At 69.1% G+C, this 15,539-nt stretch carries 14 protein-coding genes and 1 pseudogene; 8 read left to right on the top strand and 7 right to left on the bottom strand.

Translation table 11 applies throughout. The features are described 5' to 3' along the window. Positions 1 to 437 precede the first annotated feature (437 nt). Both BCD48_RS44350 and BCD48_RS44355 read left to right on the top strand, forming a co-directional pair. Positions 438 to 1,790, top strand: coding sequence for an APC family permease (locus BCD48_RS44350; protein WP_071054825.1), 1,353 nt, complete (start codon positions 438 to 440; stop codon positions 1,788 to 1,790). A gap of 421 nt (positions 1,791 to 2,211) precedes the next feature. After that, positions 2,212 to 3,792: an MFS transporter gene (locus tag BCD48_RS44355; RefSeq protein WP_083420160.1), complete on the top strand. Its 1,581-nt coding sequence runs from the start codon at positions 2,212 to 2,214 to the stop codon at positions 3,790 to 3,792. 121 nt (positions 3,793 to 3,913) lie between these two features. On the opposite strand, the gene BCD48_RS44360 is transcribed toward BCD48_RS44355, so the two are convergent. Next, the gene (locus BCD48_RS44360) at positions 3,914 to 4,585 is read right to left on the bottom strand and encodes a TetR/AcrR family transcriptional regulator (protein WP_071054827.1); all 672 of its coding nucleotides are present in this window, start codon (positions 4,583 to 4,585) and stop codon (positions 3,914 to 3,916) included. A gap of 123 nt (positions 4,586 to 4,708) precedes the next feature. On the opposite strand from BCD48_RS44360, the gene BCD48_RS44365 reads away from it, so the two are divergent. From BCD48_RS44365 to BCD48_RS44375, 3 genes are all read left to right on the top strand, one after another. Further along, positions 4,709 to 5,644, top strand: coding sequence for an NAD-dependent epimerase/dehydratase family protein (locus BCD48_RS44365; protein ID WP_071054829.1), 936 nt, complete (start codon positions 4,709 to 4,711; stop codon positions 5,642 to 5,644). Between the two features lie 136 nt (positions 5,645 to 5,780). Continuing rightward, complete coding sequence (locus BCD48_RS44370; RefSeq protein WP_071054831.1) at positions 5,781 to 6,485, top strand: DUF4386 family protein; 705 nt, start codon at positions 5,781 to 5,783, stop codon at positions 6,483 to 6,485. A 415-nt stretch (positions 6,486 to 6,900) separates the two neighbouring features. After that, the gene (locus tag BCD48_RS44375) at positions 6,901 to 8,043 is read left to right on the top strand and encodes a hypothetical protein (protein WP_198543656.1); all 1,143 of its coding nucleotides are present in this window, start codon (positions 6,901 to 6,903) and stop codon (positions 8,041 to 8,043) included. Between the two features lie 117 nt (positions 8,044 to 8,160). Here the strand turns inward: BCD48_RS44375 and BCD48_RS44380 are convergent. The 3 genes and pseudogenes from BCD48_RS44380 to BCD48_RS44390 all read right to left on the bottom strand — a co-directional run. Next, positions 8,161 to 8,403: pseudogene (locus BCD48_RS44380) on the bottom strand (flavodoxin); the annotation flags it as partial. 72 nt (positions 8,404 to 8,475) lie between these two features. Then, on the bottom strand, positions 8,476 to 9,972 hold the full coding sequence (locus tag BCD48_RS44385) for an AAA family ATPase (RefSeq protein ID WP_116271867.1): 1,497 nt from the start codon (positions 9,970 to 9,972) through the stop codon (positions 8,476 to 8,478). A gap of 196 nt (positions 9,973 to 10,168) precedes the next feature. Next, positions 10,169 to 10,483, bottom strand: a complete 315-nt coding sequence (locus BCD48_RS44390) for a flavodoxin (RefSeq protein WP_241842466.1) — start codon at positions 10,481 to 10,483, stop codon at positions 10,169 to 10,171. 159 nt (positions 10,484 to 10,642) lie between these two features. On the opposite strand from BCD48_RS44390, the gene BCD48_RS57125 reads away from it, so the two are divergent. Further along, positions 10,643 to 11,617, top strand: coding sequence for a nitroreductase/quinone reductase family protein (locus tag BCD48_RS57125; protein WP_083420162.1), 975 nt, complete (start codon positions 10,643 to 10,645; stop codon positions 11,615 to 11,617). A gap of 221 nt (positions 11,618 to 11,838) precedes the next feature. Here the strand turns inward: BCD48_RS57125 and BCD48_RS44405 are convergent, their stop codons facing one another. Further along, a complete protein-coding gene (locus tag BCD48_RS44405) occupies positions 11,839 to 12,630 on the bottom strand; it encodes an AraC family transcriptional regulator (protein ID WP_198543658.1) in 792 nt (263 codons plus the stop codon). A 109-nt stretch (positions 12,631 to 12,739) separates the two neighbouring features. Between BCD48_RS44405 and BCD48_RS44410 the strand changes: the two genes are divergently transcribed. Next, on the top strand, positions 12,740 to 13,609 hold the full coding sequence (locus BCD48_RS44410; RefSeq protein ID WP_071054834.1) for an NAD(P)H-binding protein: 870 nt from the start codon (positions 12,740 to 12,742) through the stop codon (positions 13,607 to 13,609). A 36-nt stretch (positions 13,610 to 13,645) separates the two neighbouring features. Here the strand turns inward: BCD48_RS44410 and BCD48_RS44415 are convergent, their stop codons facing one another. Further along, the gene (locus BCD48_RS44415) at positions 13,646 to 14,113 is read right to left on the bottom strand and encodes a flavodoxin family protein (protein ID WP_071054836.1); all 468 of its coding nucleotides are present in this window, start codon (positions 14,111 to 14,113) and stop codon (positions 13,646 to 13,648) included. 76 nt (positions 14,114 to 14,189) lie between these two features. After that, the gene (locus BCD48_RS44420; RefSeq protein ID WP_157910645.1) at positions 14,190 to 14,777 is read right to left on the bottom strand and encodes a TetR/AcrR family transcriptional regulator; all 588 of its coding nucleotides are present in this window, start codon (positions 14,775 to 14,777) and stop codon (positions 14,190 to 14,192) included. Between the two features lie 74 nt (positions 14,778 to 14,851). On the opposite strand from BCD48_RS44420, the gene BCD48_RS44425 reads away from it, so the two are divergent. Continuing rightward, positions 14,852 to 15,241 (top strand): hypothetical protein, encoded by a 390-nt coding sequence (locus BCD48_RS44425; protein WP_071054840.1) that lies wholly within the window; start codon positions 14,852 to 14,854, stop codon positions 15,239 to 15,241. Positions 15,242 to 15,539 lie beyond the last annotated feature (298 nt).

The following is a 15,539-nucleotide window of genomic DNA, read 5'->3' on the forward strand; positions in this document are numbered from 1 at the left end:
TCTCCAAGACCGTTGGTAGTCAGTAAGACGATCAATGGCTGCCGCGAACCCGCAAGTCACGAGCCCGCAGTGCGTCCTAGATCAAGTAAGTTCGGCCTAACTATCCGGGCCGGCTCGGCCATGTTGTCGTGAATGCGGCAGAACGCGGGATCGATGATCTCACCCGGCCCTTGGCGAAGCGCCGTCATCGTCCACGCCGGGTCCGGCGGTTTCCGATCGTGACCACCTGAGCCGGGCAAGCTCCAACAGGCGGGCTGGCAGGCACGGTGTCAGTATTCGGCCCGGGGGACGTCGGCCCGGCTCTCCCGGCGGCGTGGCGGGCAGCGACCGGCCCTCGGATCGGGGGCAGCCACACGATGAACAGGCGTCCGACCGCTATCGGCCGGACGACGGCCGGCCAAGCCCGCGGGGACAGGACCACCGATGACGAGACGGCGGTGACCGGGCGAACGGCGCCCGCCGCGCAGCCCACCCTGGCGCGCGTCCTGAGTGGGCGGATGCTGTTGTTCCTCGTGCTCGGTGACGTCCTCGGATCGGGGATCTACGCGCTCACCGGGCAGATCGCCGCCGACGTCGGCGGGATGATCTGGGCACCGTTCCTGATCGCCTTCGCGCTGGCGTTCCTCACCGGGACGGCCTACGCCGAGCTCGTCGGCAAGTACCCCCGGGCGGCCGGAGCAGCGCTCTACGCCAACGAGGCGTTCCGTCGCCCGTTTCTCACCTTCATGGTCGGCTTCACCGTGCTGGCCGCCGGGATCACCTCCACCGCCACGGCCGCCCGGGCCATTGGGGGCAAATACCTGGCGGAGTTCGTGGCGGCCCCGATGGTCGTCGTCGCGGTTGTGTTCATCCTGCTGACCGCGGTCCTCAACGCCCGTGGGATCGAGGAGTCGGCCCGGGTGAACCTCGTGCTCACCGTGATCGAGCTGGCCGGGCTGTTGCTGATCGTCGGGATCGGCGTGCACGCGCTGGCTACCGGAGCGGGTGAACCGGGACGGGCCTTCGAGCTGCGTGCCGAGGGGCCTGCGCCGCTCGCCCTGCTCGCCGGCACGACGCTCGCGTTCTACGCGATGCTCGGCTTCGAGAACTCGGTGAACCTCGTCGAGGAGGCCCGCCGGCCGCGCCGGGACCTACCGCGGGCGCTGTTCGGCGGCATGTTCATCGCCGGCACGGTCTACCTATTCGTCGCGTTCACCTGCGCGATGCTGGTGGATCCCGACATCCTCGCCGGCTCCAGTGCCCCGCTGCTGGAGGTGGTGAAGGCCTCCGACGTGCCGGTGCCGTCGAAGCTGTTCGCCGCGGTCGCGCTGGTCGCGGTCTCCAACACCGCCCTGATGAACATGGTGATGGCCTCCCGTCTCGTCTACGGCATGGCCGCCCAGGGCACGATCCCGACCGTCTTCGCGCGGGTGCTGCCCGGCCGACGCACCCCGCCGGTAGCGATCGGCTTCGTGACGGCCCTGGCGGTGGCGCTGGCCATCACCGGCCAGCTGGCCGGCCTTGCCGATACCACCGTCCTGCTCCTGCTGCTGGTCTTCTTCGTCGTCAACATCAGCGCGCTGGTGCTGCGCCGCGAGCCCGCCCCGCCCGGCGCCTACCGTGCCCCCACCTGGGCCCCGGCACTCGGCGCGCTGTCCTGCGCGGCGTTGGCCACCCCGCTGGTCCACCGCGAGGGCACCGTCTACCTACGCGCCCTCGGCCTGCTCGCGCTCGCCGCCGTCCTCGTCCTTGCCCAGAAAGTCGTCAGCGGCCGGTTCCGCGCGTGTGCCGCCAGCCCGCCATCGCGGTAACGCCTCGCGCGCCGTCCGGCGCTGTGGCCGGACCGCCCCGCCGATGTAGCCGGCTTCCGCAGGCCGCGGACCGCGCGGACCTCGTGGCTGTCCCGTAGCCGGCAGGCCTCGCTGAGTGAGCCGAGCATGCGGTAGGCGACCGCATGCAACCGCGGGCGCTGTCGCTCGAACTGCTCGGCCTGCCAGGTCGCATGGTCCACGAGTTGCCTCCGTCCGATCGAACCCCTCCCAGGCAATGACGAACGCGGCGCGGCCGATGTGACGGGGCTATCCCCGTCGACCACGCCCGCACAGGTGACGAATGTCGCCCGGCGGAACCGCCGGTCACATCTGCCGGGCGGGATCCGACAGACAGGTGACGGCCGGACGCCCGCTGGCGCCAGGTTGCGGGACGACGGCCGCGGACAGGAGGCATCTCCACATGGACTCGATCACCACCGGCCCAAGGGCCGAACACCCGGTCGCGACGCGCCGAGCGTCCGAGCGTGCCCGAGCCACCGTCGCCACGGCGAATGCCAGCGGTTCCGGCGCGAAGACCGACGCCGACGGATCGTTTCTCGCGACCCGACGCGGCAAGCTCACGCTGGCGTTGCTGTGCGCGGTCGCTTTCCTTGACTTCGTCGACGCGTCGATCACCAATGTGGCGCTTCCCGACATCCGGACCGATCTTGGATTCTCGAGGCAGAGCCTGCAGTGGATACCGAGCGGTTACCTGCTGACCTACGGCGGTTTCATGCTGCTGGGTGGCCGGCTCGCTGACCTGCTCGGCCGTCGCCGGGTCCTGGTGACGGGGACGGTCCTGATCGGGATCTCGTCGCTCGTCGGCGGGCTGGCCGGGGATCCCGGGCTCCTGATCGGCGCGCGGCTGGCGCAGGGTCTTGGTGCCGCGATGATGCTGCCGGCGGCGTTGTCGATCCTCACGACGACGTTCCGGGACGGCGCGGACCGGCACAAGGCACTCGGCGTGTGGGGCGGGGTCGGCGGACTCGCGTCCGCGGTCGGAGTGCTGCTCGGTGGGGTGCTGACCGAGGGACCGGGTTGGCGCTGGGTGTTCTTCGTCAACCCGCTGGCCGCCGCGCTGGTGCTCCCGGCCGTCTTCTGGCTGATTCAGCGTGACCGGCGCGATGGCAGGCCGGCGAGCTTCGACATCGGCGGCGGAGTCCTGGTCACCGGCGGGATGCTGCTGCTCGTCTTCGGGCTGGTGAAGGCGCCTGACCAGGGCTGGGGTTCGGCCCGCACGATCGGCGAGCTTGCCGGCGCGGCCGTCCTGCTGATCGCGTTCCTGGCCAACGAGCGGCGTCAGAGCAGCCCGCTGCTACCACTGTCGATCTTCCGGATCAGGGGTCTCGGGGCCGCCGACTTCACCGGCCTGATCGCGTTCGCTGGCCTCATCGCGATGTTCTTCTTCCTTACCCTCTACATGCAGAACGTCCTCGGATACTCGCCGATCAGAACCGGCCTCGCCTATGTCCCGCTCTGCTTCGGCGTCGGCGTCGCGGCCGGCATCTCCGCGCAACTGCTCATCCGGATCGGCACCCGGGCCGTCATCGTCGTCGGTGCCCTGCTCGCTACCGGCGGCCTGTACTACCTGTCCCGGATCCCCGTCGACGGCTCCTACCTGACGGACCTGTTCCCCGGTCTGATGATTGTTTCGTTCGGTCTCGGGGCGGTGTTCGTCGGCGTCACCACGGCCGCGAACGCCGGCGTACCCGCCGACCAGGCGGGGCTGGCCGCCGCACTGCTGAACTCGTCGCAGCAGGTCGGCGCCGCGCTGGGGCTCGCGATCTTCTCCGCGGTCGCTACCTCACGCACGAACCACCTGCTCGGGCAGCATGCGGCCGTGCCGAACGCGCTCACCGCGGGTTTCTTCCACCGCGCACTGCTGACCGGTAGCGCCTTCCTCCTGGCCGCCGGCCTCATCGCGCTGCACAGCCCCAACGCGCACGGCGAAGCCGAGCACCCCGCCGGCTCCGACATGACGCCCGAACCGGCCCGGCTCTGACCCCACCCCGCCCACCCCGGCGTGCCGCCGAAGACGGCCGCCAGGCGTGGGACGCCGGTAACCGACATCGCTGACCAGCTCCTAGGCGGCGCTGCCGCCCGCGACCGACCATAGGTGGACATCATTTTTCCGACGTGTCGATGTGGGACCTGTCGCGGGGCGGGTGAACGTGTCGCAGGGCGTGTGCCATCCGGTCGACGAGGAGCGCCTCCCCGTCAACCATCGACGGCGCGAGGTGGCTGTTGATCTCGAGTGACACCAGGCCATGCAAGGTGCCGAACAGGCCCAACAGGCGGTGCTGGTCGTCGGTGGGCAGCGTGGCGAACTCCACCAGCCGGTCGCCGCATCCCTCCGCCTCCCCGACCGCTAGCAGGAACGGCCGATAGACCGTCTGTTCGGCGGTGACGGTGGGTCCGTCCGGCGGTGCCGCGTAGCCGGGCAGTTGGTCGGTCCAGATCAGGTTGAACTGCCGGGGGTTGGCGACGGCCCAGGCCCGGTACGCCCGGACGCATGCGAGAAGCCGGTCGACGGGCTCGGCGCCCTCGCTGTCGTCGAACGCCTGGTCAACGGCGCCCGCGAGGCTGTGGAAGCTTTCCGTGATCAGCGCGGTGAACAGGTCGTCGAGGCTGCCGAAGTAGGTGTAGAGCGAGGCCGGGTTCATGCCGACCTCGCGGGCGACACCTCGCCACGACACATTGCCCGGGCCGCCTTCGTCGAGCTGACGGCGGGCGACGGCGGTGATCTCCTCGACCAGCTCCCGACGATGCCGGTCCCGTCGGGACTCCGTAGGCATGCGCACGCCGTCGAGACTAGCCGAACAACCTTGATCTTCCGAACAGCCTTGACTTGCCAAACAGCGTTTGGATACGATCTCCAAACAGTGTTCGAAGTTCGAATAGTGATTGGAGAACGTGAAATGGCAGACCTCCTCGACGCGCCCGTCGTCCTGGGCGCGGGTCCCGTCGGCCGGTCGGTCGCGGCTGCGCTGGTGGCCCGCGGGATCCGCCCGCGCGTCGTCACCAGGTCAGGAACCACGATCGACGGGACCCAACCCTGTCGGGCCGATGTGGCCGACCCCGACGGCACCCGTGCCGCGGTCGGCCACGCCACCGTGGTGTTCCAGTGCGCCCAACCGCCCTACCACCGGTGGCGGAAGGAGTTCCCGGACATCCAGCGATCCGTCGTCCGCGCCTGCGAGGCGCGTGGCGCGGCGCTCGTCGCGATCGAGAACCTCTACGGGTACGGGCCCGTGTCCGTGCCCATGACCGAGGACCTTCCGATGAAGCCGACCACCCGGAAGGGTGCGGTGCGCGCCGCCATGTGGGCTGAGCTGCAAGACGCCCACCAGTCCGGTCGGGTCCGCGTCGCGGCCGTTCGGGCCAGCGACTTCTTCGGTGCCGGGGTTCGAGCCTCGGCGTTCGGCGAACGATTCTTCGCCCCACTCGTATCCGGCGGGAAGGCCCAGATCCTGGGGTCGCCCCAGGCTCGGCACGCGATCACCTACGTGCCCGACCTCGCCGAGGCGGCAGTGCGCGTGGCCGAGGATCCCTCAGCCTGGGGGCGAGCCTGGCACGCGCCGACCGCTCCAGGGATCACTCAGCTCGCCCTCGTCGAGGCCGCCGCCCGCGCCGCCGGCGTACCGCCCGCCTTCGTCGCGGTGAAGCCGTGGCAGCTTCGCCTCGTGGGCGCCTTCAACGCCGGCGCCCGGGAGACGGTGGAGATGCTCTACGAGTTCGAGAGGGACTTCGTCGTGGACTCGTCGGCCTTGGAGATCCGCTTCGGCCAGCCGCCGACGCCGCTGGACCGCGCGCTCGCCGAAACAGTCGCCTGGTACCGGCGGGCGGAGGCCTGACACCAAGACCCGTCTGTCCGGCAGTTCCGTCATGCATGTCGGCCGCCACGTACGGCCCCGTCAAGACGAATCCCTCCAGGAGATACCCCCGATGCTCACCGCAGGCCCAGCCCTCGAAGTTCCGTCGACACGACGCATGCAAGGCCTGACCACGATCATCGAAAGCCTGCTCATCTTCGTTCCACTGCTCGTCCTCGGCACGGCCATTGGCTGGCCCGGCTCGCTCGGTGACCCGGCGGACGTCGCGCTGCCCCGGCTCCTCGAACACGAGGTCGCCACCAGGTCGGGCTACCTCGCCTACCTGGCGTACAGCGTTGCCTTCTTCCCGGTTGCGGTGAGCATCTCGATGTGGCGCCGAGAAGGACCCGCCACGCTTGCCCTCGGGATCGCGGTCGGTGCCGCGGCGGTATCCGCCCTCGCTCGAGCCATCGGCATCACGCGGTGGCTATCCGCCGCGTTCCCGCTCGCCGAGCAGTGGCAGGAGACCACGTCCGCGACCTCGCGCGAGGCCCTCGCCATCCAGTTCGACACCCTCAACAACTTCGGCGGCGCCATCGGCGAGACCCTCGGGGTCAGCGTCTTCGCCGCCGTCTGGCTGGGCGCGACGGTCGCCCGGCCGGGACTTCCCCGGTGGGCACGCGTCACCGGCGCGCTGGTGCTCGTCCCGCTCACCGCACCAGCGATCGAGCTCGCCGGCGTCGACGCGGGCATCCTGGTGTCGCTGTCCAGCGCCGCAATCACGATCTGGCTGCTCGCTGTCGGAATCGCGATGATGCGAGACCGCCCCGTCGGCCGTCCCGTCCCCAGCACGGCGACCGAGGTGCCTGTCGTTTCCGGATAGCACGACGGCTAGTAAACGATGTCGCAGCAATGTGCCGAACCCTGGTCAATCCGTCTGCCGACAGCAGACGGAAAGCCCCGAAAATCGAACCCCGGTCACGGGCATGTCACTTTCCGCGATGGTCGGGGGATCGGCGCGGAGGGCCACCACACAGGCCGCCCGCCACCACATCAGGCTCGCGGCTTAGGCTTGATCGCAGACGAGCCCGCAATCGCGAACAGTTCGCGGTCTCGGCCTGGGCCAGGTAGTTTGATGGCTGGCGTCCGTCCGCGCCCAACCTCCAGCGATCCGCCCCAGCCGGGTCACCTCAGGAGGCAAAGGGGGGTCTGCTCCTCGGCCGGGCTGACGCGTTGTCGATCGTGTGCCCGTCGTGCCGGTCGCTGGGGGATCCGCGGACGGGCCGCGGGAGACGGCGATGACCAGGCAGAGTGACTTCAAGCAGCGGGTGCGCGCCCGCATGGCCAAGACCGGCGAGTCGTATGCGACTGCTCGGGGCCAAGTCCTCGCCGAACGGCCTGACACCGCGGCTGTCGCTCGCGATGACGGCTGGATGCGTGCGGCGTTGCACGTGAGCAACGGGGATTGCACGGATCTGCCCGGGACCGGGCTGGCCGAGCGCGTGCTGTTCTGGCGCGATGTGCTCCATGAGGGGCCGGTGCCCGCGGTGGGGCCGCGGGAGCTGCGTCAGGTCAGATCCGCTTTCCTCCTCGAGGCGGGCTGCGACGACCGGGACGAGGGCCCCGACATGTTCGCCGAGCGGGACCGGGTCCTCGCGGACAACCGCGACGGTGAGTATGTGCTGTGGTTCGAGGCGGATCTGTACGACCAGCTTCAAATCATCCAGATTCTCGACCGTCTCGCCGGCCTCGGCGTGCCGGCGCGGCGCGTCACGTTGATCTGTATCGGCGAGCATGCCGGTATCGCGCGGTTTGGCGGTCTCGGCGAGCTGACGGCGGCGCAGCTGCGCGAGCTGCCCACCACCAACGCGTGCATCCGGCTGACCAACGAGGCGCTGCGGCTCGCCACCCGCGCCTGGGCCGCGTTCCGGGCGACGGTCCCAGACGGCCTGCGCACGATCGCCGACAGCCGCTCCGGTGAGCTGCGTTTCCTGGGCGAGGCGTTCGACCGTCTCAGCCGGGAGTATCCGGCCGCCCGAGACGGGCTGTCGCTGACCGAGCGGCGGATCCTGGCGGCTGTCGCCGACGGCGCGTCCAACGCCGAGACCGCGTTCGTGCGGGCCGCGGCGCGCGAGACGCGCCCATATCTCGGCGACACCTGGTGCTTCGCGATGATCAACCGGATGGCACGCGCCTCCGCCCCGCTGCTCGACCTCCAGCCGACGGACCGCCCGGTCGGCCGCGGCACCGGTCTGCGCCTGACCGATACCGGCGCACGAGTGCTCGCCGGCGCGGCCGACCACGTGACGCTCAACGGCATCGACCGCTGGATCGGTGGGGTGCACCTACAAGGCAGGCGCGTGCCGTGGCGCTGGGACGACGGCACCGAGACCACCGTCCTCACCGCCGAGGACACACGGCCACCCCACACCACCCCTTGACCAGTTCGCCCGTCGTCCCCGTGCGGGCTCTGATCGACGGCCCTCGCCCACTCCCCGACGCGGTCCCCGCCTGCGCAACAGGCCAAAGGCCGCCTCACGGGCTGGCACAGCCGCGACCTAGGGCACCAGGCTGGCGGCGGTGATGGCGCCGAGTTCCCAGCAGGCCTCGCGGGCCGCGCTGTCCGGAGTGCCAGTCACGGTGACCGGATCGCGCAGGCGCTTCCAGCGCAGACCGGTCGCGATCGACTCAACCGAACGCACCGCGCCCGTCGTGTCGCTGCTGCCGTGGACGTACAACGCGTACGGCCGCCCGACCGTCGCTTCCAGGATCGGGTAGTACACGGTGTCGCAGAAATGTCGCGAAGGCTGGTCACGAGGCGGGCACTTTGAGTAACAAGCCGGTCGGGATAGCGTCACGCCGTCCGATGTTCGTCAGATCCCTTCGTAGAGAGCGGCAGGGCCGATGAGCAGGATGTCCGGCGACTCTTCCGTGGCTCTGGTTAGTTGTTCGCTGAAACCCGCCGCGCTGAAGCAGGCAAGTCTGGCTGTGGCCGCGCCCGGCCGACCCTGAGTGTCGAGGAGGTCGCGGATCCGCCTGAGCCGGTCGAGGTGCGCGAGGCCCATTGCGTCACCCCACTTCGCCTCACCGATCATGAACAGACGCTCCTGCTCCTGGTCGTCGTCGTAGCCGAAGGCGACGACGTCGAGTTGATGGCTGGCGCGTGCGGTCGGATCGTTGACGACGCCCGACAAAACCCGACTGATGAGGGTGGAGCCGAAGCGTTCTGGCGCGGCGTGGTGGGCGGTCCAGTGGCGGCATACCTGCTCGAAGTGCGGCCCGAGGACGTTGCCGACGAACCGGCGCTGGCCGATCTTCCAGAGTTGGGCGAGCCGGCGGCCGCCTCGCGCATGTTCCAGGTCGGACCACATTGGTCGCATCACGGCGTGGTAGAAGGTCACGAGCGGTTCGGCGATGCGGAACTGGGTGCGGTTGTCGCGAAAGGCGTCAGGCTCCCGGGTGATGAGTCCGCAGTCAGCAAGGACGGTGAGCGGGTGGGCGAGGTCGCCCGACCTCCGGCCGAGGTAGGACGCGATCCCGCCACGTGATGCGTTACCCTCGGCGATCGCCGCGAGAACCGAGTGGTAGAGCGCCGTGTCGCGCAGGTCGGGTTCGTCGGCGAGCAGGTAGCGGCCTTCGCGGAAGAGCGCGCTGGTCGGCGAGAGCACAGTACGGGTAACCCAGGCATCGAAGTCGTCGGGGCCGGACGGAGTGTCGTCGCGGGCGAACTCACGGCGGTAGGCTGGGGTGCCGCCGACGATCGCGTTCACCTTCAGCGCGGTGACGGGGTCGTCGATGCCCCAGAACTGGGCCGCGAGCCGATGGTCCAGGGTCGGGACGACGAGCTCCAGACCGGCTCGACCGCGCAACGGCGCGCTGCCCGCGAGCAGGCCACCCATGAACGACATCGCCGACCCGCACAGCAACAGACGCGTCCGGCTGTCGTCCCGCTGCGCGCGCCGTGGCGCCAGCACGTTCTGGATGATCGACGGCAGTCGTGGGTTCGCCCGGACAAGGTAGGGAAACTCGTCGATCACCACTGGCATGGCACGCTCGCGGCCCAGCGCGAGCAGCGCGTCGAACACCGGGTACCAGTCGTCGAACACCAAGGGCGCTGGCGCGCCCAGCCGGTCGGCCAGCGCCATGCCGATCCGACGCAACGACTCGCCGTCCGTAGCCTCGTCCGCCCCGAAGAAGAACCCGCCAGTGGCCTCGCACAGCGCGCGGAGCAGGAACGTCTTGCCCTGCCGACGCCGGCCGGACACGACTCCCAGCGTCGCGCCAGCCGTGGTGTCCGCCGCGAACCGCGTCAACGCGTCCCACTCAAACTCCCGGTCGAACATGTCCGCCGGCCGCTCCAGCGTAGCCAACCAGCCACCCCATCCCAAGAGTCAGAAGTACAGTTATCATAACCATACTTATGGAACTGGCGTGGCGTCAGCTGGCCAGCCGCACGGCGGGCACCCGCCGCGCAGCCGCGAACACCAAGTCCCCCCGCGTGCTCAGGCGCACCATCTAGCGATCGCGGCGAGGCGTGCGCTGGAACGGCTGTCGGTTTTCCGAGTCTTAGTCGGTCATCAGGGACGCGGCGACCGTGGCGCCGAGTTCCCAGCAGGCCTCGCGGGCCGCCGCCTCAAGATCGCCGACGATCGACAGCGGTTCGCGCGGGCGCTTCCACTTCAGGCCGGTGACGATGGTCTCGACGCCGCGGACCGCGCCAGTCGTGTCGCTGTTGCCGTGGACATACAGGGCGTACGGCCGGCCGACCGTTGCGTCCAGGACCGGATAGTAGATCTGGTCGCAGAACTTGCGGAAAGTCAGATGCGTCGAGTGGCTACGTAGCGTGTCATCGCCCTTGATCCCTTCGCCCGCCCCTGGCATGACCTCCCCCGCCACTCGCCTCGTCGATGACCGCCGCAAGGCCCAGCCGACCCTGTCCCTGGTGTTGCCGCTGTCAGCCGAGTCCGGCTCCCCCATTTGACGCACAACTAGTTATGCGCATAACGTTATGCGCATAACTAGTTCTCGCAAGGAGAGACCGTGGACTTCGAGCACGCCGACGCCATCAACCAGGCCATCCGCCTCCTGAGCTTGCGCCACCGGGCCAGGGCCGCGGCCCTGCTGGCCCCGCTCGGCCTGCACCCCGGACAGGAGGCGCTCCTGCTTGAACTCGCCAGGACCGGCCCGATGATCCAGGCACAACTCAGCGAGGCCCTCGGTTGCGAGCCACCCAGCGTCACACTCATGACCCGCAAGCTCGAAGCCTCCGGCCACATCCGCCGCAAACCCGCCCCGTCCGACAAGCGCGCCAGCATCGTCGAACTCACCGGCAGCGGCAAGGCGGTAGCCGACCAGGTCAAGGACCTGTGGTGCACTCTCGCGCAGGAGACCGTGACCGGCCTGCCCGCCGAAACGGTGACGGAACTACCCGGCATCCTCAACACCTTGACCGGAAACGTGGACACCAGGCACCCCGATCACCCACACGGCCGCCGGCACGGTCCGGTCGCGCAATCGCGACGGGCCGGGCGCATGGATCAGGGCAAGCCGATGACTGGCGACTACGAACCGAGCGGGTTGGGGTTTGTGCGCGAGTATGTCGAGCAGATCATACGCACCGGCACGACCGACGGCGTCACGATGAAAGACCGGCCCATGGTGCTGATGACCTACCGGGGCGCCAAAACCGGCAAGGTTCGCAAGACGCCGGTGATGCGTGTCGAGCACGAGAGCCGCTACGCGGCTGTCGCGTCCAACGGCGCCCAACCGACCAACCCGCAGTGGTACCCGAGCCTGCTCGCCGAACCGATCATCGAGCTCCAGGACCGCACGGTGACGCGCCAGTACCGGGCGCGCGAGGTGTTCGGGGACGAGAAGGCTCTCTGGTGGCGCCGGGCCGTGGACGCGTTCCCGGACTACGCCGACTACCAGCGCAAGATCGACCGCCAGATCCCGGTCTTCGTACTCGAACCGGTCAGCGGGGGCACACCGGCCGATGACGGCACCGAGGGATAGCGCCGCTCACCTACGACGAGCTCAATCGGAGAAAGTCATGACCTGCGAATGAAGATCTTTTAGGCGGTTGACGGTGGTGCGTGGTCGTCGGCCGTTTGACGAGTTTCCCGTTCTCGAAGCGGAGGCCGGCGCCAGCGAGCGCGACGAGGTGTGGTGCGTTCACGGCCGCCAGCGTGATTGCTCAGTAGATCTGATCGCAGAAGTAACATCAACAAGGGTGCTTAATGGCAGGGCAGGGCGGCGGGCAGCTGCCCGGTGAAGAAGGCTCCGGGAGAGACTCCCATCATGCGGCGGAACTCGGCGGTCATGTGGGACTGATCGTAGTAGCCTGCTTCGGCGGCGAGTTGGGTGAGGGACTGCTGGCTCGCGCCCGCGAGCACATGTCGCGTCCGCGCGATGCGGGCCACATGTTTAGGTGGAATGCCAACGGCTTCCGTGAAGAGATTGCGCAGGTGTCGCTCGCTGACGTTTAGGCTCCGGGCTGTCGTCCGAACCCGCGATCCAGGGCTGGTCAGGGAGGTCAGGGCGATGGTCGCGCTGCGCACGAGTTCAGCACGAGCCAGGTCGTGGGGCGACCGAGTCCGCACCTGGTCTATCAGCGTGGCCGCGAGTAGTCCGACGACTTCGGTGGGATCTGACCCGACCTTGGACAGGTCATCGGCGAGCCGATCACCCGCCACACCCCACAGGTCGCTCAGCGGGACGACCCGGTCGACGAGTCCGCGCAGGGGAACGCCTAGCAACGACTGAGCCCGGCCGGGCTGCATTCGCATCTTGACGCAGAACGGCACCCGGCTCACCTCGAAATATTCGGCGTGAGTACGAGGCCCCATGACCACGAGTTCAGTGCGATCGCTGGTCGTACGTACGACCAGCGCCGTCGCGGCGTCCGGAGCCTCGGCGCGGACGGGGTGCGCAGGTGCGCCGCTGGACGCGGCGGCACTCAGCTGCGAGATCCATGGCCGCAGCACGACAGGCAGCGGGGTGACGCGTTCGGAGTCGTCATTCACCACCGGCCCCACGATAGAAGCCTGTCCGTGGTGAGCGACCGCGGTGCCCGTGCCGACAGGGCGTGCCGAAACGTCCTATCCGCCGCGGTATGCCACTGGCACCGTTGCCCACATGATCCTTGTCACCGGTGCCACCGGCACCGTCGGTCGCGCGGTCGTCCGGCTTCTGGTCACCCGTGGCGCGGCGGTCCGCGTGATGACGCGCAACCCCGCGAGCGTTCCCGCCTCGCTGGGTGTGGACATCGCACAGGCCGACTTCGACAACACCGCGTCGCTTCGCGCGGCGGTCGCCGGCGTCGAAAGCGTGTTCCTGCTGACCGTGCCAGCATCACCCTCGCCCCACCACGACGTGGCCCTGCTCGAAGCCGCCGTCGCGGCCGGCGTAAGCAGAGTGGTGAAACTCTCAGCCATCGGGACCGGCGAGATTGACGACCACAACAGGACAGTGGGCGCCTGGCACCAGCAGGCGGAGCGGGCTGTGCACACCAGTGGCGCCGCCTGGACAGTGCTGCGGCCGTCCGCTTTCGCGTCGAACACCCTGTACTGGGCCCCAGCGATCAGATCTGGAAGCCCGGTGCGTAACCTGACGGAAAACGGCAGGCAGGGCGTCATCGACCCACGCGACGTGGCCGCGGTCGCCGTCGAAGCCCTGATCTCCTCCGCGCATGAGGGCCAGACCTACACCCTGACAGGCCCGGACCTGCTGGCCGTGCCCGACCAGGCCGCCCAGCTCGAAAGGCTGCTCGGCAGCCCAGTCACCACCATCGACGTGCCGCTCGACGCGGCACGCAACGAGATGATCGCCTCCGGACTGGACAGCTCCGTCGTCGACGTCATCGTCACCGGTTCCGGGTGGACGCGGGCGGGACACAACGCAGTCCTCACCGAGGACGTGCCCCGGCTCCTCGGACGCCCCGCCACCAGCTTCGAGGCCTGGGCACTCGACCACCTCGGCACCTTTACGCAAAGACGATCAAAATGATCCGGAAAATCGGAGTCATACCCGCGCGGTCGACCTTCACTGGGCGGCCATCAGACTGGCGGCGGCGATGGCCCCGAGTTCCCAACAGGCCTCGCGGGCCGCGGTGTCCGGGGTGCCGATCACGGTGACCGGGTCGCGCAGGCGCTTCCAACGAAGACCGGTCGCGATCGACTCGACCGAACGCACCGCGCCCGTCGTGTCGCTGCCACCATGGACGTACAGCGCGTACGGCCGCCCGACCGTCGCTTCCAAGATCGGGTAGTACACAGTGTCGAAGAAGTGCTTGAGCGCGCCGCTCATGTAGCCGATGTTGGCGGGAGTACCGAGCAGGTAGCCGTCGGCCGCGAGCACATCGACGACGGTCGCGGACAACGCCGGCTTGACGACGACGTCCACGCCCTCAATTGCATCGTCACCCGCGCCCGACAGCACTGCCTCCAGCATCGCCTGCATCGTCGGCGACGGCGTGTGATGGACGATCAGGAGGGTCGGCACCGCGACCATGCTATGACCCGGCCAGACGGCGCATTGGTCGCGCCCCTGGCGGGTCGGCGTCGGGGCTGCCGTCGCTCGCTAACGGTCAAGGACGCAGACAAAGGCGTAGGACGCCTTCGCGGAAGGCGGCGCCGGCCCGCGCAGAGGTCATTCTGCCCGCGACGACCTCCCCCGCGGCGGCGTGGCCGAGACTCAGGATGGCCGCGAGCAGCCAGGGTGTCGAGACGTCGGGATGCAGCCGGTTCTCGCGGCGGCCACGGTCCAGCAGCCCGCGCAGCGCCACGACGACAGGGCCATGTGCCTCGACGTCCGCGCCCGAGGTCTGGGTGAACAGGGCGGGGTTGAGCAGCGCCGGGTAACGGTCCAGCAGCACCCAGGCCGTGTCCACCCAGTTCGCGAGCGCGTCTCGAACGTCGCCCTCGGCGCTGGCCGAGGTCAGCGCCTCGGCCACACGCCCGGTCAGGGACGTTCGGACCGCCTGGTAGAGCATCTCGCGGCTGGCGAAGTGTGCGTAGAGAGTCTGGCGGCTGACATCCGCGACGTCGGCGATCTCCGCCATGGACGGGTCACCGGCTCGCCCGAGCAGGTCCACGGCGGCTTCCAGGATGCGCGAGGCGTTGACCTCCGCGTCGCCGCGGCGGCGACGCGGAGCCGGCTGCCCGTTCCTGGACACGGTTGTCAAGGGTAGCCGAAAGGCGTTATCCTTTTCCTTGACATGACTGTCAAGGAAAAGGAGGCGATCGAACGATGAGCGGCACCACCTTGCCCGGCGAAGACCTGCGGGCCTACCTGACGCGTTATCCCGAGGAGCTGACCTTCGGCGACGAGCCTCCCGGAGAGGTGTTCGACCGCTACCACACCCCGGACTTCGTCATGGTCAGCGACGGCGTCGCGCTGGACCGCCAGCGCCTCATAGACCACGTGACCCCCGCGCGCCGACGGGCCGTCGCCGTCGCCGTGGAGGTGGCCGACGCGCTGGTAGCGGGCGACCGGGTTGCCGCCCGCTACACGCTGTCCGCGACCATGCGCAAGGGCGCCCCGATCGTCACTGAGATCGTCATGCTCGGCCGCCTCGCCCCCGACGGCCGCCTCACCGACGCACATCAGCTCACCCGCACCCCCGCCACCGAGGACTGACCGCTCTCGGCCGAAGTACCCCGGCCCTGCCGGACCAGCCACGCTGGCCCGGCAGATGTGACACACGATCAGCCTCCTGTCTACTCACCGATTCCACAGCAGACAGAGACCAATCGATGCTCGCAATCTTCGTATACCGAAGATCTCGGCCACCCTGCTCGCGCTACTTCTGGTCGAAGAAATGCCGCGAACCCTGGTCACGGAATCCTCACTCGCCGTAACCGATCGTCCGACGAGCTACGGCATCAGATTCGCGGCCGTCGTCGCACCCAGCTCCCAGCACGCCGCTAGGTCTTTT

It is taken from the genome of Pseudofrankia coriaricola (assembly GCF_001854805.1).
Classification (GTDB): domain Bacteria; phylum Actinomycetota; class Actinomycetes; order Frankiales; family Frankiaceae; genus Pseudofrankia.